This is a genomic window from Stutzerimonas decontaminans, from assembly GCF_000661915.1.
GTDB classification, from domain to species: Bacteria; Pseudomonadota; Gammaproteobacteria; order Pseudomonadales; family Pseudomonadaceae; genus Stutzerimonas; species Stutzerimonas decontaminans.
Map to the genome: position 1 here is coordinate 2,234,960 of NZ_CP007509.1, position 19,594 is coordinate 2,254,553.

At 63.2% G+C, this 19,594-nt stretch carries 17 protein-coding genes; 7 read left to right on the plus strand and 10 right to left on the minus strand.

The genetic code is table 11. The annotated features are described in order from the left end of the window. Positions 1 to 218 precede the first annotated feature (218 nt). A complete protein-coding gene (locus UIB01_RS10390) occupies positions 219 to 1,382 on the plus strand; it encodes an MFS transporter (protein WP_038665667.1) in 1,164 nt (387 codons plus the stop codon). A gap of 27 nt (positions 1,383 to 1,409) precedes the next feature. Here the strand turns inward: UIB01_RS10390 and UIB01_RS10395 are convergent, their stop codons facing one another. The 4 genes from UIB01_RS10395 to exaA form a co-directional block, all read right to left on the minus strand. Continuing rightward, complete coding sequence (locus tag UIB01_RS10395; protein ID WP_080695079.1) at positions 1,410 to 2,045, minus strand: 3'-5' exonuclease; 636 nt, start codon at positions 2,043 to 2,045, stop codon at positions 1,410 to 1,412. Between the two features lie 103 nt (positions 2,046 to 2,148). Beyond that, positions 2,149 to 3,465, minus strand: coding sequence for a methyl-accepting chemotaxis protein (locus UIB01_RS10400; protein ID WP_038659816.1), 1,317 nt, complete (start codon positions 3,463 to 3,465; stop codon positions 2,149 to 2,151). A 123-nt stretch (positions 3,466 to 3,588) separates the two neighbouring features. Then, positions 3,589 to 4,242, minus strand: a complete 654-nt coding sequence (locus tag UIB01_RS10405; RefSeq protein ID WP_038659819.1) for a pentapeptide repeat-containing protein — start codon at positions 4,240 to 4,242, stop codon at positions 3,589 to 3,591. Positions 4,243 to 4,403: 161 nt separating this feature from the next. Next, positions 4,404 to 6,275: a quinoprotein ethanol dehydrogenase gene (exaA, locus tag UIB01_RS10410; protein WP_038659822.1), complete on the minus strand. Its 1,872-nt coding sequence runs from the start codon at positions 6,273 to 6,275 to the stop codon at positions 4,404 to 4,406. Positions 6,276 to 6,585: 310 nt separating this feature from the next. Between exaA and pedF the strand changes: the two genes are divergently transcribed. From pedF to UIB01_RS10430, 4 genes are read left to right on the plus strand one after another with little or no spacing between them, the layout of a single operon-like run. Further along, positions 6,586 to 7,023, plus strand: a complete 438-nt coding sequence (gene pedF / locus UIB01_RS10415) for a cytochrome c-550 PedF (protein ID WP_038659825.1) — start codon at positions 6,586 to 6,588, stop codon at positions 7,021 to 7,023. Next, positions 7,023 to 7,937 carry a substrate-binding periplasmic protein gene (locus UIB01_RS10420; protein ID WP_038659828.1) on the plus strand — a complete coding sequence of 305 codons (915 nt, stop codon included), beginning with the start codon at positions 7,023 to 7,025 and terminating at the stop codon, positions 7,935 to 7,937. The genes pedF and UIB01_RS10420 overlap by 1 nt, the downstream gene beginning before the upstream one ends. 50 nt (positions 7,938 to 7,987) lie before the next feature. After that, positions 7,988 to 8,734 carry a quinoprotein dehydrogenase-associated SoxYZ-like carrier gene (locus tag UIB01_RS10425; RefSeq protein ID WP_038659831.1) on the plus strand — a complete coding sequence of 249 codons (747 nt, stop codon included), beginning with the start codon at positions 7,988 to 7,990 and terminating at the stop codon, positions 8,732 to 8,734. A 47-nt stretch (positions 8,735 to 8,781) separates the two neighbouring features. Further along, positions 8,782 to 9,711: a quinoprotein relay system zinc metallohydrolase 1 gene (locus UIB01_RS10430; protein ID WP_038659834.1), complete on the plus strand. Its 930-nt coding sequence runs from the start codon at positions 8,782 to 8,784 to the stop codon at positions 9,709 to 9,711. Between the two features lie 5 nt (positions 9,712 to 9,716). Here the strand turns inward: UIB01_RS10430 and UIB01_RS10435 are convergent, their stop codons facing one another. Next, positions 9,717 to 10,955: a substrate-binding protein gene (locus tag UIB01_RS10435; protein ID WP_038659835.1), complete on the minus strand. Its 1,239-nt coding sequence runs from the start codon at positions 10,953 to 10,955 to the stop codon at positions 9,717 to 9,719. Between the two features lie 278 nt (positions 10,956 to 11,233). Between UIB01_RS10435 and UIB01_RS10440 the strand changes: the two genes are divergently transcribed. Beyond that, complete coding sequence (locus UIB01_RS10440) at positions 11,234 to 13,012, plus strand: PQQ-dependent methanol/ethanol family dehydrogenase (protein ID WP_038659838.1); 1,779 nt, start codon at positions 11,234 to 11,236, stop codon at positions 13,010 to 13,012. A gap of 98 nt (positions 13,013 to 13,110) precedes the next feature. On the opposite strand, the gene UIB01_RS10445 is transcribed toward UIB01_RS10440, so the two are convergent. Beyond that, the gene (locus UIB01_RS10445) at positions 13,111 to 13,977 is read right to left on the minus strand and encodes a helix-turn-helix domain-containing protein (protein ID WP_038659840.1); all 867 of its coding nucleotides are present in this window, start codon (positions 13,975 to 13,977) and stop codon (positions 13,111 to 13,113) included. Between the two features lie 250 nt (positions 13,978 to 14,227). On the opposite strand from UIB01_RS10445, the gene UIB01_RS10450 reads away from it, so the two are divergent. Beyond that, the gene (locus UIB01_RS10450; protein WP_038659844.1) at positions 14,228 to 14,992 is read left to right on the plus strand and encodes an SDR family NAD(P)-dependent oxidoreductase; all 765 of its coding nucleotides are present in this window, start codon (positions 14,228 to 14,230) and stop codon (positions 14,990 to 14,992) included. Between the two features lie 69 nt (positions 14,993 to 15,061). Here UIB01_RS10450 and fabI read toward each other — a convergent pair whose 3' ends face one another. From fabI to UIB01_RS10470, 4 genes are read right to left on the minus strand one after another with little or no spacing between them, the layout of a single operon-like run. Then, on the minus strand, positions 15,062 to 15,856 hold the full coding sequence (gene fabI / locus UIB01_RS10455; RefSeq protein WP_003282073.1) for an enoyl-ACP reductase FabI: 795 nt from the start codon (positions 15,854 to 15,856) through the stop codon (positions 15,062 to 15,064). Continuing rightward, positions 15,837 to 17,498, minus strand: coding sequence for an ABC transporter ATP-binding protein (locus UIB01_RS10460; protein ID WP_038659846.1), 1,662 nt, complete (start codon positions 17,496 to 17,498; stop codon positions 15,837 to 15,839). The genes fabI and UIB01_RS10460 overlap by 20 nt, the downstream gene beginning before the upstream one ends. Position 17,499: 1 nt before the next feature. Continuing rightward, positions 17,500 to 18,519, minus strand: a complete 1,020-nt coding sequence (locus tag UIB01_RS10465) for an ABC transporter permease (protein ID WP_038659849.1) — start codon at positions 18,517 to 18,519, stop codon at positions 17,500 to 17,502. A gap of 1 nt (position 18,520) precedes the next feature. Beyond that, positions 18,521 to 19,594, minus strand: coding sequence for a microcin C ABC transporter permease YejB (locus UIB01_RS10470; RefSeq protein ID WP_038659852.1), 1,074 nt, complete (start codon positions 19,592 to 19,594; stop codon positions 18,521 to 18,523).

A 19,594-nucleotide genomic window follows, 5' to 3' on the forward strand; every position in this document is an offset into this window, starting at 1 on the left:
GAACGCGCGCGGGGCTTTTACGCTCGGCGCCTTTGCGTCAGGCCGGCATGCCCAGCTCGGCCTGCGCCCGGCACAAGCGCTGACGCCAAATCGTCACGGCTGATTCTGTATGCTGGCGAGCTTGGCTGATTGGTTGACGGCAGCACAGGAGCAAGGATGAACCGCATCCATCGCAATACCCACGTCTCGCAACGAACCTCTGGCGGGTGCCGCTGAGCATGTCGTCACGCCTGCGCATCGTTCTCGCACTCGGCAGCGCACAGACCCTGGCCTGGGGTTCGACTTACTACCTGCCGGCCATTCTCGCCGAGCCAATGGCCGGCGAACTGGGCATCTCCACGGGCAACGTGTTTGCGGCTTTTTCTCTGGCGCTGATCGTTACTGCCATTCTCGGGCCGCTGTCCGGCAAACGCATCGACCATCACGGTGGGCGCGATGTGCTGGCGTTATCCAGCGTGATTTTTGCCGTTGGCCTGGCCATGCTCGGCTTCGCCAACGGGCCGCTGATGCTCTGGGTCGGCTGGTTGGTGATCGGCATCGGTATGGCGCTGGGCCTTTACGAGTCGGCCTTCTCCACGCTTACCGGCATCTACGGTCGCGATGCGCGCGGCGCGATCACTGGCATTACCTTGCTCGCCGGCTTCGCCAGTACAGTCTGCTGGCCCATCAGCGGGTGGCTGAATGCCGAGTTCGGCTGGCGCGCCACTTGCCTCACATGGGCCGGGGCGCATCTGCTGCTTGGGTTGCCATTGAACCGGCTGCTGATTCCGGTTGGCGTTCAGTCAGCTCCGACCCCGGCCGAACAAGCGCAGGCCAATGGACGCTCAGGTACGGGATTGACCATGGCGCTGCTGGCCTTCGTCTTCGCCGCCACCTGGTTTACCAGTACGGCTATGGCCGCGCACCTGCCACGTCTGTTGCAGGAGTCCGGGCTGTCAGCGGCCGCGGCCATCGGAATCGCGGCGCTGGTCGGGCCGGCCCAGGTCGGGGCGCGCTGCCTGGAGTTCGTCCTGCTGCAGCGCTTCCATCCACTGATCTCGGCCCGTCTCGCCGCCATCGCCCACCCCATTGGCGCGGCTGGCGTGATGCTTGCCGGTGCGCCTGCGACTACCGCATTCGTGCTTCTGCATGGCGGTGGCAACGGCATTCTGACCATCGCCAAAGGCACCTTGCCGCTGGCGATATTCGGGCCCCATGGCTACGGTCTGCGCCAGGGCCTGCTGATGGTGCCGGCACGTTTCGCCCAGGCGTTTTCGCCGCTGGTGTTCGCGCTGCTGATCGATGACTTCGGCACGCGGGCGCTGTGGCTGTCTGCGGGGTTGGGCGTGCTGGCGTACGCCGCGCTGACCTTTCTGCAACGCCGGGCGCATGGGCTGGCCTGACTCCTGTTGACCGCCGCCGAAGCGCTGTCAGCGCGGTAGCGCCGCGAGCAGCATTGCCTGCTGGTCCGCGTCCAACCCGAGAAACACGTGCAGCGCGGCGTAGGCATCATTGGCCGCGTAGGCTTGCTGCGCCTCGGTCAGCGCGGGATTCGACCAGTTCGAGGTAGCCACGCTGCGGGATTTGTCGATCCGAGCGTTGAGTACCGCGGCCACCGCACCGCGCAGGCCGACCTGACCCTTCTTGCCCTGATAGCGAAGCACTGAACCCAGGTCCAGCAGACGGGGTGCGCGGATGCCCAGCTTGCTGTGCAGCCTGGAACGGTCCGATTTCAGCCCGAAACCAATCTTCACCAGTGCGGGCGATTGCAGAATGGCGCTGGCCGCGTCGATGCAGCCGGGCATGCCGATCCTGAACAGGTAAGCCTTAACCGGGGTGGCGAATTGGATCAAATGCGGACCGTTGGAGACTTCGCCCACCTTGAAGGTCGGTTTGGATTCGGTATCGAAACCGACGCAGGCAACGTCCATGATTTCCTCCACAGCCGCACGAAACTGGTCGGTCGTCGCGGGTGTGACGATGCTCGCCGGGGCTAGTCCATCGAAGCGCGGCAGCCCGTCGATGTTCGTATGCTGGCGGATATGAATGATCAGCTTCTGCGTCAAGCTGGCGTCCTCCGAACGCGGATGATCGAGTCAGCCTGCGGCGGCCGTGCCGGCGCGGCCGCGGCACGGCCCTCCTGCCCATCAGCAGTCGAAAGGCGTGCCATCAATTCTTCAACTGGCTGGCGAACTGCCCGACCGCGCTGACCACGCGCTGTGCACCGTCCTGGATCTCGACGATCACCGCGCCGGCCTGATTGGCGAATTCCAGGCCCTGTTCGGCCTGACCGCGGCTCGCGGACATGCTGTGCACGGCCGCTTGCGCCAGGTCCTGATTCTTCTGCACGACGCCGACAATCTCTTCAGCGGCCTTGCTGGTGCGGGCCGCCAGCTGGCGTACCTCGTCGGCGACCACGGCGAAGCCACGGCCCTGATCACCGGCCCGCGCCGCTTCGATGGCGGCGTTGAGGGCCAGCAGGTTGGTCTGGTCGGCAATGCCGCTGATGGTCTTGAGGATCGCGCCGATCAGCTGTGACTGCTTGTCCAGCGCCTCGATACCGTCGCAGGCTTCCTGCATCTGCTGGGCGATGCGATGCATCACATCCACAGTCTGCTGAACCACCTGCGCGCCGCGCTGGGCGCTGAGGTCGGTGTGCTGGGAGGTGTCGTAGGCAATCGTTGCGGCCTCCGCCACGGCCATCTCCCGGTTGACCTGGTCGGTGATGACGGTGGCGAACTTGATCACTTTGTACAGCTTGCCGTAGGCATCGAGCACCGGGTTGTAGGACGCCTCCAGCCAGACGGTCTGGCCATAGGCATCGATACGCTTGAAGCGCTCGGCGATGTACTCGCTACGGTTGAGGCTAGCCCAGAACTCGCGGTACGCCGGCGACTCGCTTTCCTCACGCTCACAGAACATGCGGTGGTGCTTGCCCTTGATCTGCTCGAGGCGGTAGCCCATGCCGTCGAGAAATCGCTGGTTGGCGGTGATGACATGCCCGCCGAGGTCGAACTCGATCACCGCGGTGGAGCGCAGGAGCGCGTTGATCACGCTCTCGTGCGCGCGAGAGGTTTCGATGGTGCGGGTCAGGTTGGTAGCGCACAGGGTGTAGTGGTGCAGCGCGCCATCCGAGCCCTTGATCGGCTGCCAGATGGAACGCAGCCAGGCTTCCTGGCCGTCAGCCCGCAGCAGTCGGTAGGCGCCGCTGAGATGCTCGGCGCGCTGCATGGCGGTCTTGAGGCGTGCGTAGTTCGGTTCGGTACGAAACTGCTGGCTGAATAGCTCGTCGCCGGAGCGTCCGATGAGAGCGTCACGGCGATAGCCCATTTCGCTGAGGAACAACTCGTTGGCGTGCTGAATGCGTCCTTGCGGGTCCAGTTCCAGGACCATCATCTCCCTGTACAACGAGTCTTTGATCTGCCGGTTGGTTGCTGCTTCCTCGCGCAACTCCGCCAGTTCCCGTTTCAGGTTTTTGTTGAACATTATTTGCATCCAGTGGAGGGCAAGACCGCCCAGCCACTTGATCGGCGCAAAGGGGATTTTCCTGAGCTTGAGCGCTGATCATTTCTTCTATACCCGCAATTGACCTGGGCTATCGCCGCGGTTTCATTTCTCCCAATCGACTGGGCAGTCCTTGCAGCCTTCCATGTTGGTGCCCTGGAAGGTCGCGTAATGCCGGCGCGCGCCGGTCAGCACGGCGTCGGCCAGGTTGGCGTCATTGAGCTTGGCTTCCTGCAGGTTGGCATCGGTCAGGTCGGCACCCTTGAGATCGGCCTTGCTCAGCCAGGTCATCTCCAGGTCGGCGGCGTTCAGCTTGCTGCCGTGCATCTTCGCGCCGCTCATGTGCGCGAATTCCAGATAGGCCCCCGTGAGATCGGCACCCTTGAACTGTGCCGCTTGCGCGAACAGCCCCCAGCCCTGCACGGCGATCAGCCGGGCGTTGGCGAAATTGGCCAGGCGCAGATTGGCCTGTTGCAGGCTGGCGCGGTTCAGCGTGGCGCCGGTGAGGTCGGCTTTTTCCAGATTGGCCAGGTCGAGGTTAGCGTGACGCAGGTTGGCGCCGGCCAGGTTGGCACCGGCGAGGTTGATGCGGCGCAGGTCCTGGTTGCTCAGGTCGGCGCCGCGCAGGTCGACGTTGGCACATTGGCTCTCGGGCTGAAGCAGGCATCCGTTGATGGTCAGAGGGCCGTCATCCGTGGCGAAGACAGAGGTGCTGGCGATCAGGGCTAGTGGCAGAAGCAAGCAGCAAGGGATGTTCATGTGGAGTCACCAGGGGCAGGGCGGGAGTGAAAAGCGGTTGCGCGGCGTTTCTGGCCTGTCGACGAGAGCGCCAACCCGGAGCCGGCTGGGCCAGGCATGCCGCGCGAACCGCTGTACCTTGAGAGCTTTCGGTGTGCCCGCGGTGGCGGGCGCGGCTCGGCTTATCGTTTGGCGGTCTTCTTCTCCCAATCCGGCAGCTTGAACACCCAGAAGGAGCCGCCCTGGGCGACCGGCTTGGTCAGCACGGCCATGTCGCCGCCCCACAGCGGCACGGCGCCGCCGTAGCCGACGGTCACGCCAATGTATTGCTCACCGTCCTGTTCCCAGGTCACTGGCGGGGAGATCACGCCGCTACCGGTCTGGAATTTCCACAGCTCGTCACCGGTTTTCGCGTTGAAGGCCTTGAAATAGCCATCGCTGGTGCCGGTGAAGACGAGATTGCCCTTGGTCGCGAGTACGCCGGCCCACAACGGCAGTTTTTCCTTGTGTTCCCACTCGATCTTGCCGGTGGTCGGGTTCATGGCGCGCAGGATGCCGACGTGGTCGTCGTACATGCGCTTGATGCGGAAACCCTGACCCAGGTAGGCCGAGCCTTTCTTGTAGATGACTTCCTCGGTCCAGTAGTCCTCCTTCCAGTGGTTGGCGGGTACGTAGAACAGGCCGGTGTCCTGGCTGTAGGCCATGGGGTTCCAGTTCTTGCCGCCGAGGAAGGGTGGGGAGACTTCAACCGACTTGCCGTGCTTCTCGCCCGGCTCCGGCTTGGGTGGACGCTGGCCCTCGTTCTCCACCGGTCGACCGGTTTTCAGATCGATATGGCTGGCCCAGGTGATGCCGTCGACGAAGGGGAAGGCGTTCTGCAGCTTGCCGTCCTTGCGGTCGACGACATAGAAGAAGCCGTTGCGGTCGGCGTGGGCCGTGGCCTTGACGGTCTCGCCGTTCTTGTCCTTGTAGTCGAACAGCACCAGCTCGTTGTTGCCGGAGAAGTCCCAGGCATCGTTCGGGGTGTGCTGGTAGAACCATTTCACCTCGCCGGTGCTCGGATCGACGCCGACCTGGCCTGAGGTGTAGAGGCTGTCGTAGTCCTTCGGGTTGCCGCCATCACTGGTGCGCTCCCAACCGTTCCACGGGGCGGGGTTGCCGGCACCGACGATGATGGTGTTGGTTTCCGGGTCGAAGCTCGCGCTCTGCCACGGCGCGCCGCCGCCCTGGCTCCAGGCTTCCTTCTTGCCGGTCGGGTGGTTGGGATCGTCCGGCCAGGACGGCGCCTTGATGTCGCCGGTGGGCGTGCTGTCCTTGCCGTTGAGTCGGCCCATGTGGCCCTCGACGAACGGACGCATCCAGACTTCTTCGCCGGTATCCGGATCGCGGGCGAACAGTTTGCCGACGATGCCGAACTCGTCGCCTGAGCTGCCATGCACCAGCAGCACCTTGCCGGTCTTGCCGTCCTTCACCAGCGTCGGCGCTCCGGTCATGGTGTACCCGGCGGCGTGATCACCGAACTTCTTGTTCCAGACGACCTTGCCGGTGTCCTTGTTCAGTGCGACCACACGGGCATCGAGGGTGCCGAAGTAAATCTTGTCGCCGTAGATGGCAGCGCCGCGGTTGACCACGTCGCAGCAGGGGCGGATGTCGTCGGGCAGGCGATGGGCATAGCTCCACAGGCGCTTGCCGGTCTTGGCATCGAGGGCGAAGACGCGCGAATAGGACCCGGTCACGTAGATCACGCCGTCATGGATGATGGCCTGGGATTCCTGGCCGCGCTGCTTCTCGTCCCCGAAGGAGAACGACCAGGCTGGCGTCAGCTTGAACACGTTGCTCTCGTTGACCTGCGCCAGTGGGCTCCAGCGCTGGGCATTGGTGCCCATGCCGTACTGCAGGACGTTGCTGGTGGTTACGTGATCGTTGGCGATGTCTTCCCAGCTGACCGGCTTGGCCTGGGCGGCAGCGGCCAGTGCGAGGCTGCCGGTCAGCGCCAGGCATTGCACGGCAATGGCGAGGGGACGTTTGCTGCCGGGGTGCGATCTTGTTGTCATGGTTGCGATTCCCTTGGTCGATTCGGACAAGGCCGCCGTATAGCGGTGGCCTGGCGATTCGATTATTGGGAGTGCGTCGCGGGCGCCGACACGGAAAAGCTCCCGCCGATGCCGGGAATCCTTCCCGAACCCCAGATGATTTAGCCTTGCTACCTCTGGGGGGCGGGAGGCGGTAGCAAAACCCAGTACCAAGGGAGGAGATGCAGGCATCCAAAGCAGGATTCTGCCGATGCACTGACGCGGCCAACATGACCACCATGCGCTCCGATGGGGCTGCCTTGCACAGGTTCTCGAATAGAGGGTGGTAGTCATGAATAACAAGATCTTTTTGCGCTCACTGCTGGCAGCGGGTGTCCTCGGTATGTCCGGCCTGGTTCTGGCGCATGGCGACGTGACACCACAAGCGGTCAACACCAAGGGCTTGCCTGCGCTCGGTGAAGAATGGCTGGAAGAAAACCCCTACCGCGCACCGAGCGAGCATCACGATCTGGCCGTGCAGATCGGTTCTTCCGCCTACAACCAGAACTGCGCCCGTTGCCATGGCCTGGAAGCCATTTCCGGCGGTATCGCACCCGACCTGCGCGAGCTGGAAGCCAGCTACGATGGCGACGAGTGGTACAAGGAACGGGTGATCAATGGGGCCGTTCGCGATGGCGCGGTGTACATGCCGCGCATGGCCGACACCCTCAGCCAGGAAGCCCTGTGGGCGATCCGCACTTACATTGAAAGCGAAGCGGCCAAGCAGTGATGAACGCCGCGCGGCTGGTCTTCGCGCTGTGGCTGACGCTGTGCTGTGCACTGGCGCAGGCCGACGTGGTCAAGGTGCGCGCCTTCGATGACATCATCGAGTCTGGCGTGCTCAAGGTGGCGATGTATGAGAATTTCCCACCGTACAGCTACCAGCATGAGGGCGAGCCGCGTGGTGTCGATGTGGAGCTTGCGCACAAGCTCGCCGAAGGGTTGGGCCTGACGCTGCAGGTGTTGTGGGTGACGCCGGACGAAACCCTCGACGACGATCTGCGCAATTTCATCTGGAAGGGGCACTACCTGCGACCGGACGTGCTGGCCGACGTCATGCTGCGCGTGCCCTACGACCGCGAGTTTGCCTACAAGCGCAACGAGCTGGGCGAGGTGATCAACGAACTGGTGGTGATGTTCGGCCCGTACCAGCGCGAGCGCTGGCAGGCCGCTTATGACGAGCGCAGGATCGACGAAGTGCCCAGTGTGGCGATCTTCCAGTACCACCCCATCGGCGTCGAAGTGGACAGCGTGCCCTCGTTTTACCTGTCCTCGGTATTCGAGGGCCGGTTGGCGAAAAACACCCATCATTACCCGAGTGTGTCGCAGGCGTTCGCCGCCATGCAGCAAGGCGAAGTGGACGCCACCATGGCCATGCGCGGGGAAGTCGAGTGGTTGCTCCACCAGGCCAGCGATGACCACCTGAAACTCGCCGAGAATGCCTACCCGAACATGGGTAAGCAGGTCTGGGATCTGGGCATGGCGGTCCATGAATCCAACCGGCAGCTGGCGTACGCGCTGGAGGAAGTGCTGGAGCCGCTTATCCTCGACGGCGAGCTGGAGAAGCTCTACACCCGCCACGGTTTGACCTACGAATTGCCTGGCTTGTACCAGGATGTGGAGAGCGACGTGGCCGGGAACTGACCGGCTGCGCCATGCCGATCCGCTTGCGGATCGCCGTTCGAGGAGTCGACATGAGCATCCGAGCCTTGCTGCTGCTGTTTGCCTTCCATGCATCGAGCGCATTGGCCGCCGAGGCCGACCCGCTGCAATCGGTGATGTGGGAGTACCACCATAAGGGCTTGCTCAACAGCGAGCCTTACGTGTTCGACGAGCGCGTACAGGTGCAGGTGCCACCGTTTGCCGAGGATTCGCGCCAGGTGCCGGTGCATATCGACGCCCGCGCCCTGGGCGACGAGGTGGTGCGCATCGAGGCCTGGGCCGACCTCAACCCGATCCCACGTATCTTCACATTTACCCCAGGCGATCAGGTCGTGCCGCTGGTGGCCATTCGCATTCGGGTGCAACAGGCGACGCCGATCCGTGCCGCTGTGCTGACCCGCGATGGCGTCTGGCACATCGGCTCGGCGCGGGTCGATGCGGCCGGTGGCGGCTGCACGGCACCAAGCGTCGTGCGCGCCGAGGCAGGTTGGGAAGACCGCCTGGGTGAGGTGGTGGGTGCGCGCTTTCCCCGCGGCGAGTTCAGCCGGTTGCGCCTGCAGGTCTCCCACCCCATGGATAACGGCCTGGTCGGCGGCATTCCGGAGTTCTTCCTCAACCAGGCCGAATTGCGCGATGCAGACGGCAAGGTGATGGCGGAGCTGGAGCTGTATCCCGCCGTTGCCGAAAACCCGAACTTGAGCCTGGAAGTGAAGGGCGGTCAGGAAACCCGTCTGTGGCTGCGCGACAACAACGGCAACGAGTTCGAAGCCGCATTCTGACTGCACCGCGCAATCTGCGAGTAAGCAAACCAAGCCAAGGAGGTGTCATGCGCCTGTTCATGCTGATCTTCGCCTTCTGTGTGACGCTACCCGTGCAGGCCGAGCTGAGCTACACGCTGCAGCCACGGCAGATCGCCGATGGGGTCTGGCTGCTGGAAGGCTCGACCGACAATTTCGACAAGCGCAATGGCGGCAATATTGTCAATACAGGTTTCATTGTCGGTGATGCAGGGGTCATCGTTATCGACACTGGTCCGTCCAGGCTCTATGGCGAGGCAATGCGCGCGGCCATCTCCCGCGTCACCGACCGCCCGGTGGTCAAGGTGTTGCTTACTCATCATCACCCCGATCACGTGTTGGGCAATCAGGCCTTCGCCGATGTGCCTATCGCGGCGCTGGCAGGCACCACCGAGCTGCTGCGCGAGCAGGGCAACGCCATGGCCGAGAACATGTATCGTCTGGTTGGCGACTGGATGCGCGGCACCGAAGTGGTATTGCCGAACGAAACCCTTGCCCCCGGCACCTTGGAAGTGGCTGGGCGGCCCCTGCGCTTGCTGGCACTGCGCGGGCATACCGGCGCCGATCTGGCCATTCTCGACGAGCGCAGTGGCGTGCTCTTCGCCGGCGACATTCTCTTCTTCCAGCGCGCCCTGACCACGCCGAACAGCCCGGGCTTGGACGTCTGGCTGGACGATCTGACGACACTCGAGGCGTTGCCCTGGAAACGGCTGGTTGCCGGCCACGGCCCGGTTGCTGACGACGCCGAGCCGTTCCGGCAGATGCGTGATTACCTCGGCTGGCTGGACGGCCTGCTGCGCGATGCGGCGCGTAGCGGGGCGGACATGAACGAGGTGATCCAGAGCCCGATACCCGAGCGTTTCGCCGGCATCAGCCTGACCCGTTACGAGCTGATCCGCAGCGTCAGCCACCTGTACCCGCGTTACGAGGTCGACGCGCTGCAGCGCGTCGACCAGTAAAGGCGTCACTGCAGCTCCAGCTGATCACCGCGCTCCTGCTGCCAGTCATCCAGGCTCGGGGCAGCCGCTTCGCCGTCCATGCGATGAATGATGGTGAAGTAGTCCTGCTTGAAGCGGTCCTGCATGATTTCGCTGCGGTTCCTGACCCGCACGGCGTAGATGCTCTGCACGTTCTGGTGGTCGAAGTCGCGCCAGTACTGCTCGTCCTTGAGTAGCTGGTAGCGGTGGTTTTCCAAGGCCGCGATCACCGCTTCGGCGTCAGTGCTGCCGGCGCGTTGGGCAGCGTCCGCCCACTGCCGGACGATGCCATAGGCTGAGGCAGCGGTACTGCCGGGATAGGCCTGGTGCAGTGCGATGTAGCGATCGGCAAACGCCTGGCCTTCGGTGCGGCCGACCAGCTTCGGCACGCGCCAAGTCCAGGCTTCCGTGCCGATGACGTTTTCCATCACCAGTGGTCCGGCCTGCTCGACGATGCTCTGAGTGAGGTTGGGCACGATGATCTGCATGCGTTTGCCCAGCTCCAGGGTGTGCGCCAGACGCATGGTCTGCACCAGATCCTCCCCGAGCAGAACGATCACCAGTACATCGGCGTTACTGGCGGCGGCTTTCTGCAGAGCAGCCAGGTAGTCGCCGCGCCGTGCGCCACGTTCGGCGATCTTCGAGTAGCCATGGCGCGCGCGGTCGCGGCTCTTGGTCGCCTCGCGTAAAGCCTGCTCCATGCTGCGGCCCCAGGCATCGTCGAGGCTGATGTAGTGATAGCGGCGATTGGGCATGTGCCAGCTGAGGTATTCGCCGAGCACGCGAGCGCTCATCCAGGCGCTGTTGGACTCGCGGAACAGATGACGATGGCCGTCGCGCCCGGTGATTTCATTGGCGTAGCCGAGGGTGGGGAAATAGAGCAGCCCGAGTTCGCGGGCACGCTGGCCGGCAGCAAGGGCTTCCTCGCTATTGGCGCCGCCGAGCACCATCGCCGCGCCGTGATTGGCGAAGCGATCGATGTTCGTCCGCGCCTTTTCCGCGCGTGCCGCCGAATTCAGGCTGACCAGCTCCAGGCGTCGGCCCAGCAAGCCACCGTCCTGGTTGATATGGTCGACGGCGAGCAGCGCGCCACGACGCAGCTCCAGACCTTCGGACTTGTAGTTGCCGGTGCTTGGGTAGTTCAGACCCAAGCGGATCGGCTCGGCCGCATGGGCGCTTTGTAGCGTGAGGACGAGGAGGGCGATGACCAGCGTAGTGCGAAACATGGCTCTTATCCTTCTGAGCAAGGGGCGTCCGTTTTAGGGGGTGGAGTGGCCCTGGCGGAATAGTCTTTTCCGGCCGGATAAGTGCGACTTTCGGTGCCGCCCGTTGCCGAGCGAGGCTTGAATCACGCCTCATTCGTGGCTTGCGGAGGCGTATTGCTACCAAGGGAGGAGGAAAATCGGTACTGCGGGCAATTGTTGGCGAGGCGGTGCAAACCAAGAATCAACCCCAGACCGGGAAAAATTCCCGGCATAACAATGAACCCGCAGAGGTAGCCGCAATGAAGCACACCGGTCTTCGCAAGCCCTTCGCCTTGACGGCGCTATGCGCCGCGGTGGCGATGTCCAGCCTGCACGCCTGGGCCGTAACCGACCAGGAAATCCTCAACGACGCCAAGTCCACCGACCAGATCGTGACCAACGGTATGGGCTTGCAGGGCCAGCGCTACAGCACGCTGGACGCGTTGAACACCAATAACATCAATCAGTTGCGACCGGTTTGGGGCTTCTCTCTGGGTGGTGAAAAACAGCGCGGTCAGGAAGCGCAGCCGCTGATCAAGGACGGCGTGATGTACATCACCGGTTCCTACTCCCGCGTGTACGCGGTCGATGCCCGTACCGGCAAGGAACTGTGGCAGTACGATGCGCGCCTGCCCGACGGCATCATGCCGTGCTGTGACGTGATCAACCGTGGCGTGGCGCTGTATGACGATCTGGTGATCTTCGGCACGCTGGACGCCAAGCTGGTCGCACTGAACAAGGACACCGGCAAGGTCGTCTGGAAGAAAACCGTCGCCGACTACAAGGCCGGTTATTCGCTGACCGCAGCTCCGTTGATCGTGAAGGGCAAGCTGATTACCGGTGTGTCCGGTGGCGAGTTCGGCGTGGTCGGCAAGATCGAAGCCTACAACCCGAAGAACGGTGAGCTGCTGTGGACCCGTCCGACGGTCGAAGGCCACATGGGCTACGTGTGGAAGGACGGCAAAAAGGTCGAGAGCGGTATCTCCGGCGGCGAAGCGGGCAAGACCTGGCCGGGCGACCTGTGGAAGACCGGCGGTGCAGCTCCTTGGCTGGGCGGCTACTACGATCCGGACACCGACTCCCTGCTGTTCGGTACCGGTAACCCGGCACCGTGGAACTCGCACCTGCGTCCTGGCGACAACCTGTATTCCTCCTCGCGCCTGGCGCTGGACCCGAACGACGGCTCGATCAAGTGGCATTTCCAGACCACACCGCATGACGGCTGGGACTTCGACGGTGTGAACGAACTGGTGTCCTTCGACTATCAGGAAGGCGGCAAGACCATCAAGGCTGCCGGTACTGCCGACCGCAACGGCTTCTTCTACGTACTCGATCGCACTAACGGCAAGTTCATCCGTGGCTTCCCGTTCGTCGACAAGATCACCTGGGCCAAGGGCCTGGACAAGAACGGCCGGCCGATCTACGACGACGCTAATCGTCCGGGCTCGCCCAACGACGCTGGCGCACAGGGCAAGACTGTAACCGTGGCGCCGTCGTTCCTTGGTGGCAAGAACTGGATGCCGATGGCATACAGCCAGGACACCGGGCTGTTCTATGTGCCGTCCAACGAGTGGAGCATGGATATCTGGAACGAAGGCACCGCCTACAAGAAGGGCGCGGCCTACCTGGGTGCCGGTTTCACCATCCATCCGCTCAACGACGATTACATCGGCGTGCTGCGCGCCATCGATCCGAAGACCGGGAAGGAAGTCTGGCGCTACAAGAACTACGCGCCGCTGTGGGGCGGGGTGCTGGCGACGAAGGGCAACCTGGTGTTCACCGGCAACCCGGAAGGCTACCTGATGGCCTTCGACGCCAAGACCGGCAAGAAACTCTACGAGTTCAACACCGGCTCGGGCGTGATCGGTTCTCCGGTTACCTGGGAAATGGACGGCGAGCAGTACGTCTCCGTTCTCTCCGGCTGGGGTGGTGCGGTCCCGCTGTGGGGCGGCGAGGTCGCCAAGCGGGTGAAGGAGTTCAACCAGGGCGGTATGGTCTGGACCTTCAAACTGCCGAAGGATCAGATCGCCAAGCGCTGATCGGCCTGTGTCACGGAGCCCGGCAACCGTCGGGCTCCACAAACGAAGAACCCCGGTCGTCGTGGCCGGGGTTTTTTCGTTTCGCAGCAGGCATGCCTTCAGGCCTGGCGATAGGCGCTCGGCGTAACGCCGACTTCGCGGCGAAACACCTGGGAAAAATGACTCGGGCTCGAGTAGCCCACCTCCAGCCCGATGTCGATGACACTGCGCTGCGTTTCGATCAGCAGTTGTCGAGCCCGTGCCATGCGCAAGCCGATGAAGTACTGCGACGGCGAGAATCCGGTGGCACGTTTGAACATCCGGCTGAAGTGGTACTCGCTCAGCTCGGCGGTACGGGCCAGCCTGGTGAGGCTGAACTCGTCGGCCAGCTGAGCGTTCATTGCGTCGATGACTTTCCGCAGCTTGTACGCCTGCAGCGCATTGCTGCGGCGGATGACGCCTTGTGGGGCTCGGTAGTGGCGCAGCAGATGCACGGCCAGCGTTTGAGCCAGGCCACGCAGGCACAGCAGGCTGGGCGTGCGCTGGTCGAGCAACTCACGGCGCATGCTCTCCATCAGCCAGTGAACCGTTTCGTCTCGTGCGCCGGAAACATCCAGCAGCGCGACCGCAGTGCTCTGTGGTCCGAGCAGCTCCCGTGCGGCCTGTTCGATGAATGGCAGGCCGAGATACAGGTGCATCACCTCGAAGCTGTCCCCTTCAAGCGTCTGCCAGCGCATCTCGTACGGCTCTTGGGTATCGGTCAGATAGAAGTCGCCGGCCCTCACGGTTGCTGCGCTCCAGGGTCCATCCAACACGCGTTCCTCGACGCGGGCCGTACCGGCCAGCACCAGCACCAGTAGCGGCTCTACCACTGCGGGTACCCGAATAGGCTCGGTGATGGTGCGATGGCTGAAGAGCTGCACGACCACATCCTGCAACGGCGGCAGCGCGGTCAAATCAGCATCTCCGGGCAGGTGATCGCGCATCGACTGAGCGGTGGCGCGCCACGTATCAGGCACGGGTGGGGCTTCGGACGACCGAGGCACGGCGTGCTCCCTGGATAACAAGTCGGCGTCGATAGGTTAGCGCAGGCCCTCGCCACTGGCCCGCAATGCTGCGCGCAAAACTCCGACAGCCAGCGCAAGCGTGCGAAAGCCGGGCCTGCAGCACCGAGGGAGACTGAACCCGTCAATAACGAAGGCGCCCCAGGCGTCGCCGTAACGGGAGGAGAGCACCATGACTGATTCCAAGCACCCAGTTATCCAGGAAGTCGAAGGAAAGGTTGCGCTGGTCACTGGCGCAGCCAGCGGCATCGGCAGGGCCATCGCCTTGCTGCTGCACGAGCGCGGCGCAAAAGTTGTCGCTGAAGACATCAATCCAGCGGTCGAGGAGCTCGCGCGGCCAGGACTGGTGCCGCTGCAGGCGGATATCACCGAAGACGGCGCCGCCGAGCGTGCGGTCGCGCTGGCTCTCGAGCATTTCGGCCGGCTCGATATCCTGGTCAACAACGCCGGAATCATTATCAACAAACTGGTAGTGGACATGACTCGCCAGGATTGGGAACTCATCCAGTCGGTCAACGCGACCGCAGCGTTCCTGCATTGCCGCGAAGCGGTCAAGGCAATGATGCCGAACCGCTCGGGGGCGATCGTCAACATCGCTTCCTACGCGTCCTATTTCGCCTTTCCGACCATCGCGGCCTACACGGCATCCAAAGGCGCATTGGCCCAGCTGACCCGCACGCTGGCGCTGGAGGCGATCGAGCATGGCATTCGGGTCAATGCCATCGGCGTCGGTGACGTGGTGACCAACATCCTCAACGACGTGGTCGAGGACGGGCCGGGCTTTCTCGCCCAGCATGGGCAAGCCGCACCCATCGGGCGCGCGGCGCAGCCGGAGGAGATCGCCGAGATCGTCGCCTTTCTCGCCTCGGAGCGGGCCAGCTTCATGGTGGGCTCGGTGGTCATGGCCGACGGCGGCATGACGGTGACGGCCGGCTGAGGCCGCTGCGCAGAAACACGAACCCCGCCAGTAGGCGGGGTTCGGTGCTTTGCGTCGGTGGGTGCGCGATCAGTCTTCCAGCGAGCCCATCGCGGTGGTGTTGAAGCCACCGTCGACGTAGAGGATTTCACCGCTGATGCCGGAAGCGAGATCCGAGCAGAGGAAGGCACCGGCATTGCCGACTTCGTCGATGGTGACGTTGCGGCGCATCGGGGTCTGCTTCTCGTTGGCAGCCAGCATCTTGCGGAAGCTGGCGATACCGGAGGCGGCGAGGGTGCGGATCGGACCGGCCGAGATGCAGTTCACGCGGGTGCCTTCCGGGCCGAGGCTGCCGGCCAGGTAGCGGACGCCGGCTTCCAGGCTGGCCTTGGCCATGCCCATCACGTTGTAGTTCGGCATGGTGCGCTCGGCACCCAGGTAGGAGAGGGTCAGCAGGCTGCCATTGCGGCCCTTCATCATCTCGCGACCGGCCTTGGCCAGGGCAACGAAGCTATAGGCGCTGATGTCGTGGGCGATCTTGAAGCCTTCACGGGTGGTGACTTCGGTGAAGTCGCCGTTGAGCTGGTCGCCCGGAGCAAAGCCGACGGAGTGCACGATGCAATCCAGGCCGTCCCACTTCTTGCTCAGTTCTTCGAATACGCGCGCGATCTCTTCATCGTTGGCAACGTCGCAGGGGAAGCACAGCTCAGGGCTCGAACCCCAACCGGAAGCGAATTCCTCGACGCGACCCTTGAGCTTGTCGCCCTGGTAGGTGAAAGCCAGTTCTGCACCTTCGCGATGCATGGCCGCGGCGATGCCCGAGGCAATCGACAGTTTGCTGGCAACGCCGACGATCAGTACGCGCTTACCGGTGAGAAAACCCATGTGCTTGTCCCTCTTCTGGTTGTTCGGCAGTGCCGGGCGCCATGAAGGCGGATTCCAGCAGCTGCTGTGTATACGGATGTTGCGGTGCCGCAAAGATGTCAGCGGCCGCACCTTGTTCCACCACCTGGCCCTGCTTGACCACCATCATCTGGTGGCTCAGCGCCCTGACCACCGCCAGGTCATGGCTGATGAACAGGTAGGTCAGGTTGTACTTGGCCTGCAACGAGCGCAGAAGCTCCACCACCTGGCGCTGCACCGTGCGATCGAGCGCGGAGGTCGGCTCGTCGAGCAGTATCAGCGCCGGCTTCAACACCAGAGCCCGGGCAATGGCAATACGCTGCCGTTGTCCGCCGGAAAACTCATGGGGGTAGCGATGCCGGGTTTCCGGATCGAGACCAACCTCCACGAGCGCCTCAATGATTGCCTGTTCCTGCTCCTTGGCATTGCCCATCCGGTGGATGTGCAACCCTTCACCAACGATCTGCCCCACCGACATGCGTGGGCTCAGACTGCCAAAGGGGTCCTGAAAGACCACCTGCATCTGCCGGCGCAGCGGCCTGACCTGGCGCTGCGACATGTTTTGCAGGTGCTGACCCTGGAAGCGGATCTCGCCGCGACTACCCAACAATCGAAGGATAGCCAAGCCCAGGGTGGACTTGCCGGAACCGCTTTCGCCGACGATCCCCAGCGTCTGCCCCTTGGGCAGGCTGAAGTTGACGCCGTCGACTGCCTTGATGTGATCGACGGTGCGTCGCAGCAGACCCTTCTTGATCGGGAACCACACGCGCAGGTCGTCCACTTCCAGCAATGGCGCCGCTTCCTCGACTGCCACCGGACCGCCACTGGGCTCGGCCGCGAGCAGTTCCTGGGTGTACGGATGCTGGGGCGCACGGAACAGATCTTCACACAACGCCTGTTCGACGACGCGACCGCGCTGCATGACACATACGCGGTGGGCAATGCGTCGAACCAGGTTGAGATCGTGGCTGATCAGCAGCAGCGCCATGCCCAGCCGGGCCTGCAATTCCTTCAGCAGTTCGAGGATTTTCAGCTGCACGGTGACGTCGAGGGCCGTGGTCGGCTCGTCGGCGATCAGCAGCTCCGGTTCGTTGGCCAGCGCCATGGCAATCACCACTCGCTGGCGTTGCCCGCCTGACAACTCGTGCGGGTAGGCACGGATGCGCTTGCGCGGCTCGGGGATGCCAACCAGTTCCAGCAACTCCAGCGTGCGGGCGGTTGCCGCCTTGCCACGCAGACCCTTGTGAATCTCCAATACCTCGTTGATCTGCTTGCCCACGGTGTGCAGCGGGTTGAGCGAGGTCATTGGCTCCTGGAAGACCATGGCGATGCGATTGCCGCGGATCTTGCGCATGGCCTTTTCGTCGGCTTTGAGCAGATCCTGGCCATGGAACAGGATTTGCCCCTGCGGATGCCGGGCGAGCGGGTAGGGCAGCAGGCGCAGTATCGAGTGCGCAGTAACTGATTTGCCCGAGCCGCTTTCGCCGACAAGGGCCAGGGTCTCGCCTTTGCGGATATCGAAGGTGACGCCTTCGACGACTCGCTGGACCTGATCGCCGGTGACGAATTCGACGGCCAGATCGCGGACCTCGACCAGATTCTCGGCTATCGGTTGTTCGGCCATGTTATTTCCTTGGGTCGAAGGCATCGCGCGCCGCCTCCCCGATAAACACCAGCAGGGTCAGCATGACCGCCAGCACCATGAAGGCGCTGATGCCCAGCCAGGGCGCCTGCAGATTGGCCTTGCCCTGGGCGACCAGTTCACCGAGCGACGGCGAACCGGCAGGCAGGCCGAAGCCAAGGAAGTCCAGCGCGGTGAGCGTGCCGATGGCGCCGGTGAGGATGAATGGCATGAAAGTCATGGTGGAGACCATGGCATTGGGCAGAATGTGGCGGAACATGATCGCGCCGTTCTGCATGCCCAGCGCACGGGCGGCGCGCACGTATTCGAGGTTGCGTCCACGGAGGAATTCGGCGCGTACCACATCCACCAGGCTCATCCAGGAGAACAGCAGCATGATCCCCAGCAGCCACCAGAAGTTCGGCTGTACGAAGCTGGCGAGAATGATCAGGAGATAGAGCACCGGCAGACCGGACCAGATCTCCAGTAGGCGTTGCCCGACCAGATCGACCCAGCCGCCGTAGAAGCCTTGCAGCGCGCCGGCGATGACGCCGATCACCGAGCTGATCAGGGTCAGCGTCAAGGCGAACAGCACCGAGATGCGGAAACCGTAGATCACCCGGGCCAATACGTCGCGACCCTGGTCATCGGTGCCCAGCCAGTTCTCCAGCGACGGCGGCGCGGGCGCGGGCACCTGAAGCTCGTAGTTAATGCTCGAGTAGTTGAACGGAATGACCGGCCAGATCATCCAGCCGTCCTTTTCGGCGATCAGTTCCTGGATGTACGGGCTCTTGTAGTTTGCCTGCAGCGGAAACTCGCCGCCGAAGGCCGTCTCCGGATAACGCTTGAACACCGGGACGAACCATTCGCCGTCGTAGCGCACCACGATCGGTTTGTCATTGGCGATGATCTCGGCACCCAGGCTGAGTACGAACAGCGCGAGGAAAATCCACAGCGACCACCAGCCACGCTTGTGTGCCTTGAACAGTGCCAGCCGACGCTGATTGAGGGGGGACAACTGCATTTCAGGCCTCCCTGCTTTCGAAGTCGATGCGTGGGTCGACCAGCGTATAGGTCAGGTCGCCGATCAGTTTCACCACCAGGCCGAGCAGGGTGAAGAGGAAGAGGGTGCCGAACACTACCGGATAGTCGCGGTTGATCGCCGCCTCGAAACTGAGCAGGCCGAGTCCGTCGAGGGAGAAGATCACCTCGATCAGCAGCGAACCGGTGAAGAACATGCCGATGAAGGCAGCCGGAAAGCCGGCAATGATGATCAGCATCGCATTGCGGAACACGTGACCGTAGAGCACCCGATTCTTGCTCAAGCCCTTGGCCCGTGCCGTGATTACGTACTGTTTGTTGATCTCGTCGAGAAAGCTGTTTTTGGTCAGCAGCGTCAGTGTGGCGAAGTTGCCGATTACCAGCGCGGTGACGGGTAGGGCCAGATGCCAGAAATAGTCGATGATCTTGCCGCCCAGGGTCAGGTCATCGAAGTTGGCCGACGTCAGCCCGCGCAACGGAAACCAGTTCCAGTAGCTGCCGCCGGCGAACAGCACGATCAGCAGGATGGCGAACAGAAACGCCGGTATCGCGTAGCCGACGATGATCGCCGAGCTGGTCCAGACGTCGAACTTGCTGCCATGCCGCGTGGCCTTGGCGATCCCCAGCGGGATCGAGGCCAGGTACATGATCAGCGTGCTCCACAGGCCAAGCGAGATGGAGACGGGCATCTTCTCGATGATCAGGTCGGTCACCTTGGCATCGCGGAAGAAGCTCTCGCCGAAATCCAGCCGCAGGTAGTTACTGAGCATGATCCAGAAGCGTTCAACCGGCGGCTTGTCGAAGCCGTACAGGCGTTCGATCTCGGCCACCAGTTCGGGGTCCAGGCCCTGCGCACCGCGGTAGCTGGTGCCGGCGACCGCAACTTCCGAACCGCCGCCAGCGATGCGGCTGGTGGCGCCTTCGAAGCCTTCCAGCTTGGCGATTGCCTGTTCCACCGGGCCGCCGGGCGCAGCCTGGATAATGATGAAGTTGATCAGCAGAATGCCGAACAGCGTCGGAATGATCAGCAGCAGGCGGCGAAAGATATAAGCCAGCAT

Excerpts from the sequence above, each read along its gene's own strand:
- UIB01_RS10450 (WP_038659844.1), top strand. The coding sequence starts at position 14,228 with ATGACTGATTCCAAGCACCCAGTTATCCAGGAAGTCGAAGGAAAGGTT.
- fabI (WP_003282073.1), bottom strand. The coding sequence starts at position 15,856 with ATGGGTTTTCTCACCGGTAAGCGCGTACTGATCGTCGGCGTTGCCAGC.
- UIB01_RS10425 (WP_038659831.1), top strand. The coding sequence starts at position 7,988 with ATGAGCATCCGAGCCTTGCTGCTGCTGTTTGCCTTCCATGCATCGAGC.
- UIB01_RS10400 (WP_038659816.1), bottom strand. The coding sequence starts at position 3,465 with ATGTTCAACAAAAACCTGAAACGGGAACTGGCGGAGTTGCGCGAGGAA.
- UIB01_RS10440 (WP_038659838.1), top strand. The coding sequence starts at position 11,234 with ATGAAGCACACCGGTCTTCGCAAGCCCTTCGCCTTGACGGCGCTATGC.
- UIB01_RS10465 (WP_038659849.1), bottom strand. The coding sequence starts at position 18,519 with ATGCAGTTGTCCCCCCTCAATCAGCGTCGGCTGGCACTGTTCAAGGCA.
- UIB01_RS10445 (WP_038659840.1), bottom strand. The coding sequence starts at position 13,977 with ATGCGCGATCACCTGCCCGGAGATGCTGATTTGACCGCGCTGCCGCCG.
- UIB01_RS10470 (WP_038659852.1), bottom strand. The coding sequence starts at position 19,594 with ATGCTGGCTTATATCTTTCGCCGCCTGCTGCTGATCATTCCGACGCTG.
- exaA (WP_038659822.1), bottom strand. The coding sequence starts at position 6,275 with ATGACAACAAGATCGCACCCCGGCAGCAAACGTCCCCTCGCCATTGCC.
- UIB01_RS10390 (WP_038665667.1), top strand. The coding sequence starts at position 219 with ATGTCGTCACGCCTGCGCATCGTTCTCGCACTCGGCAGCGCACAGACC.
- UIB01_RS10460 (WP_038659846.1), bottom strand. The coding sequence starts at position 17,498 with ATGGCCGAACAACCGATAGCCGAGAATCTGGTCGAGGTCCGCGATCTG.
- UIB01_RS10420 (WP_038659828.1), top strand. The coding sequence starts at position 7,023 with ATGAACGCCGCGCGGCTGGTCTTCGCGCTGTGGCTGACGCTGTGCTGT.
- pedF (WP_038659825.1), top strand. The coding sequence starts at position 6,586 with ATGAATAACAAGATCTTTTTGCGCTCACTGCTGGCAGCGGGTGTCCTC.
- UIB01_RS10430 (WP_038659834.1), top strand. The coding sequence starts at position 8,782 with ATGCGCCTGTTCATGCTGATCTTCGCCTTCTGTGTGACGCTACCCGTG.
- UIB01_RS10405 (WP_038659819.1), bottom strand. The coding sequence starts at position 4,242 with ATGAACATCCCTTGCTGCTTGCTTCTGCCACTAGCCCTGATCGCCAGC.
- UIB01_RS10435 (WP_038659835.1), bottom strand. The coding sequence starts at position 10,955 with ATGTTTCGCACTACGCTGGTCATCGCCCTCCTCGTCCTCACGCTACAA.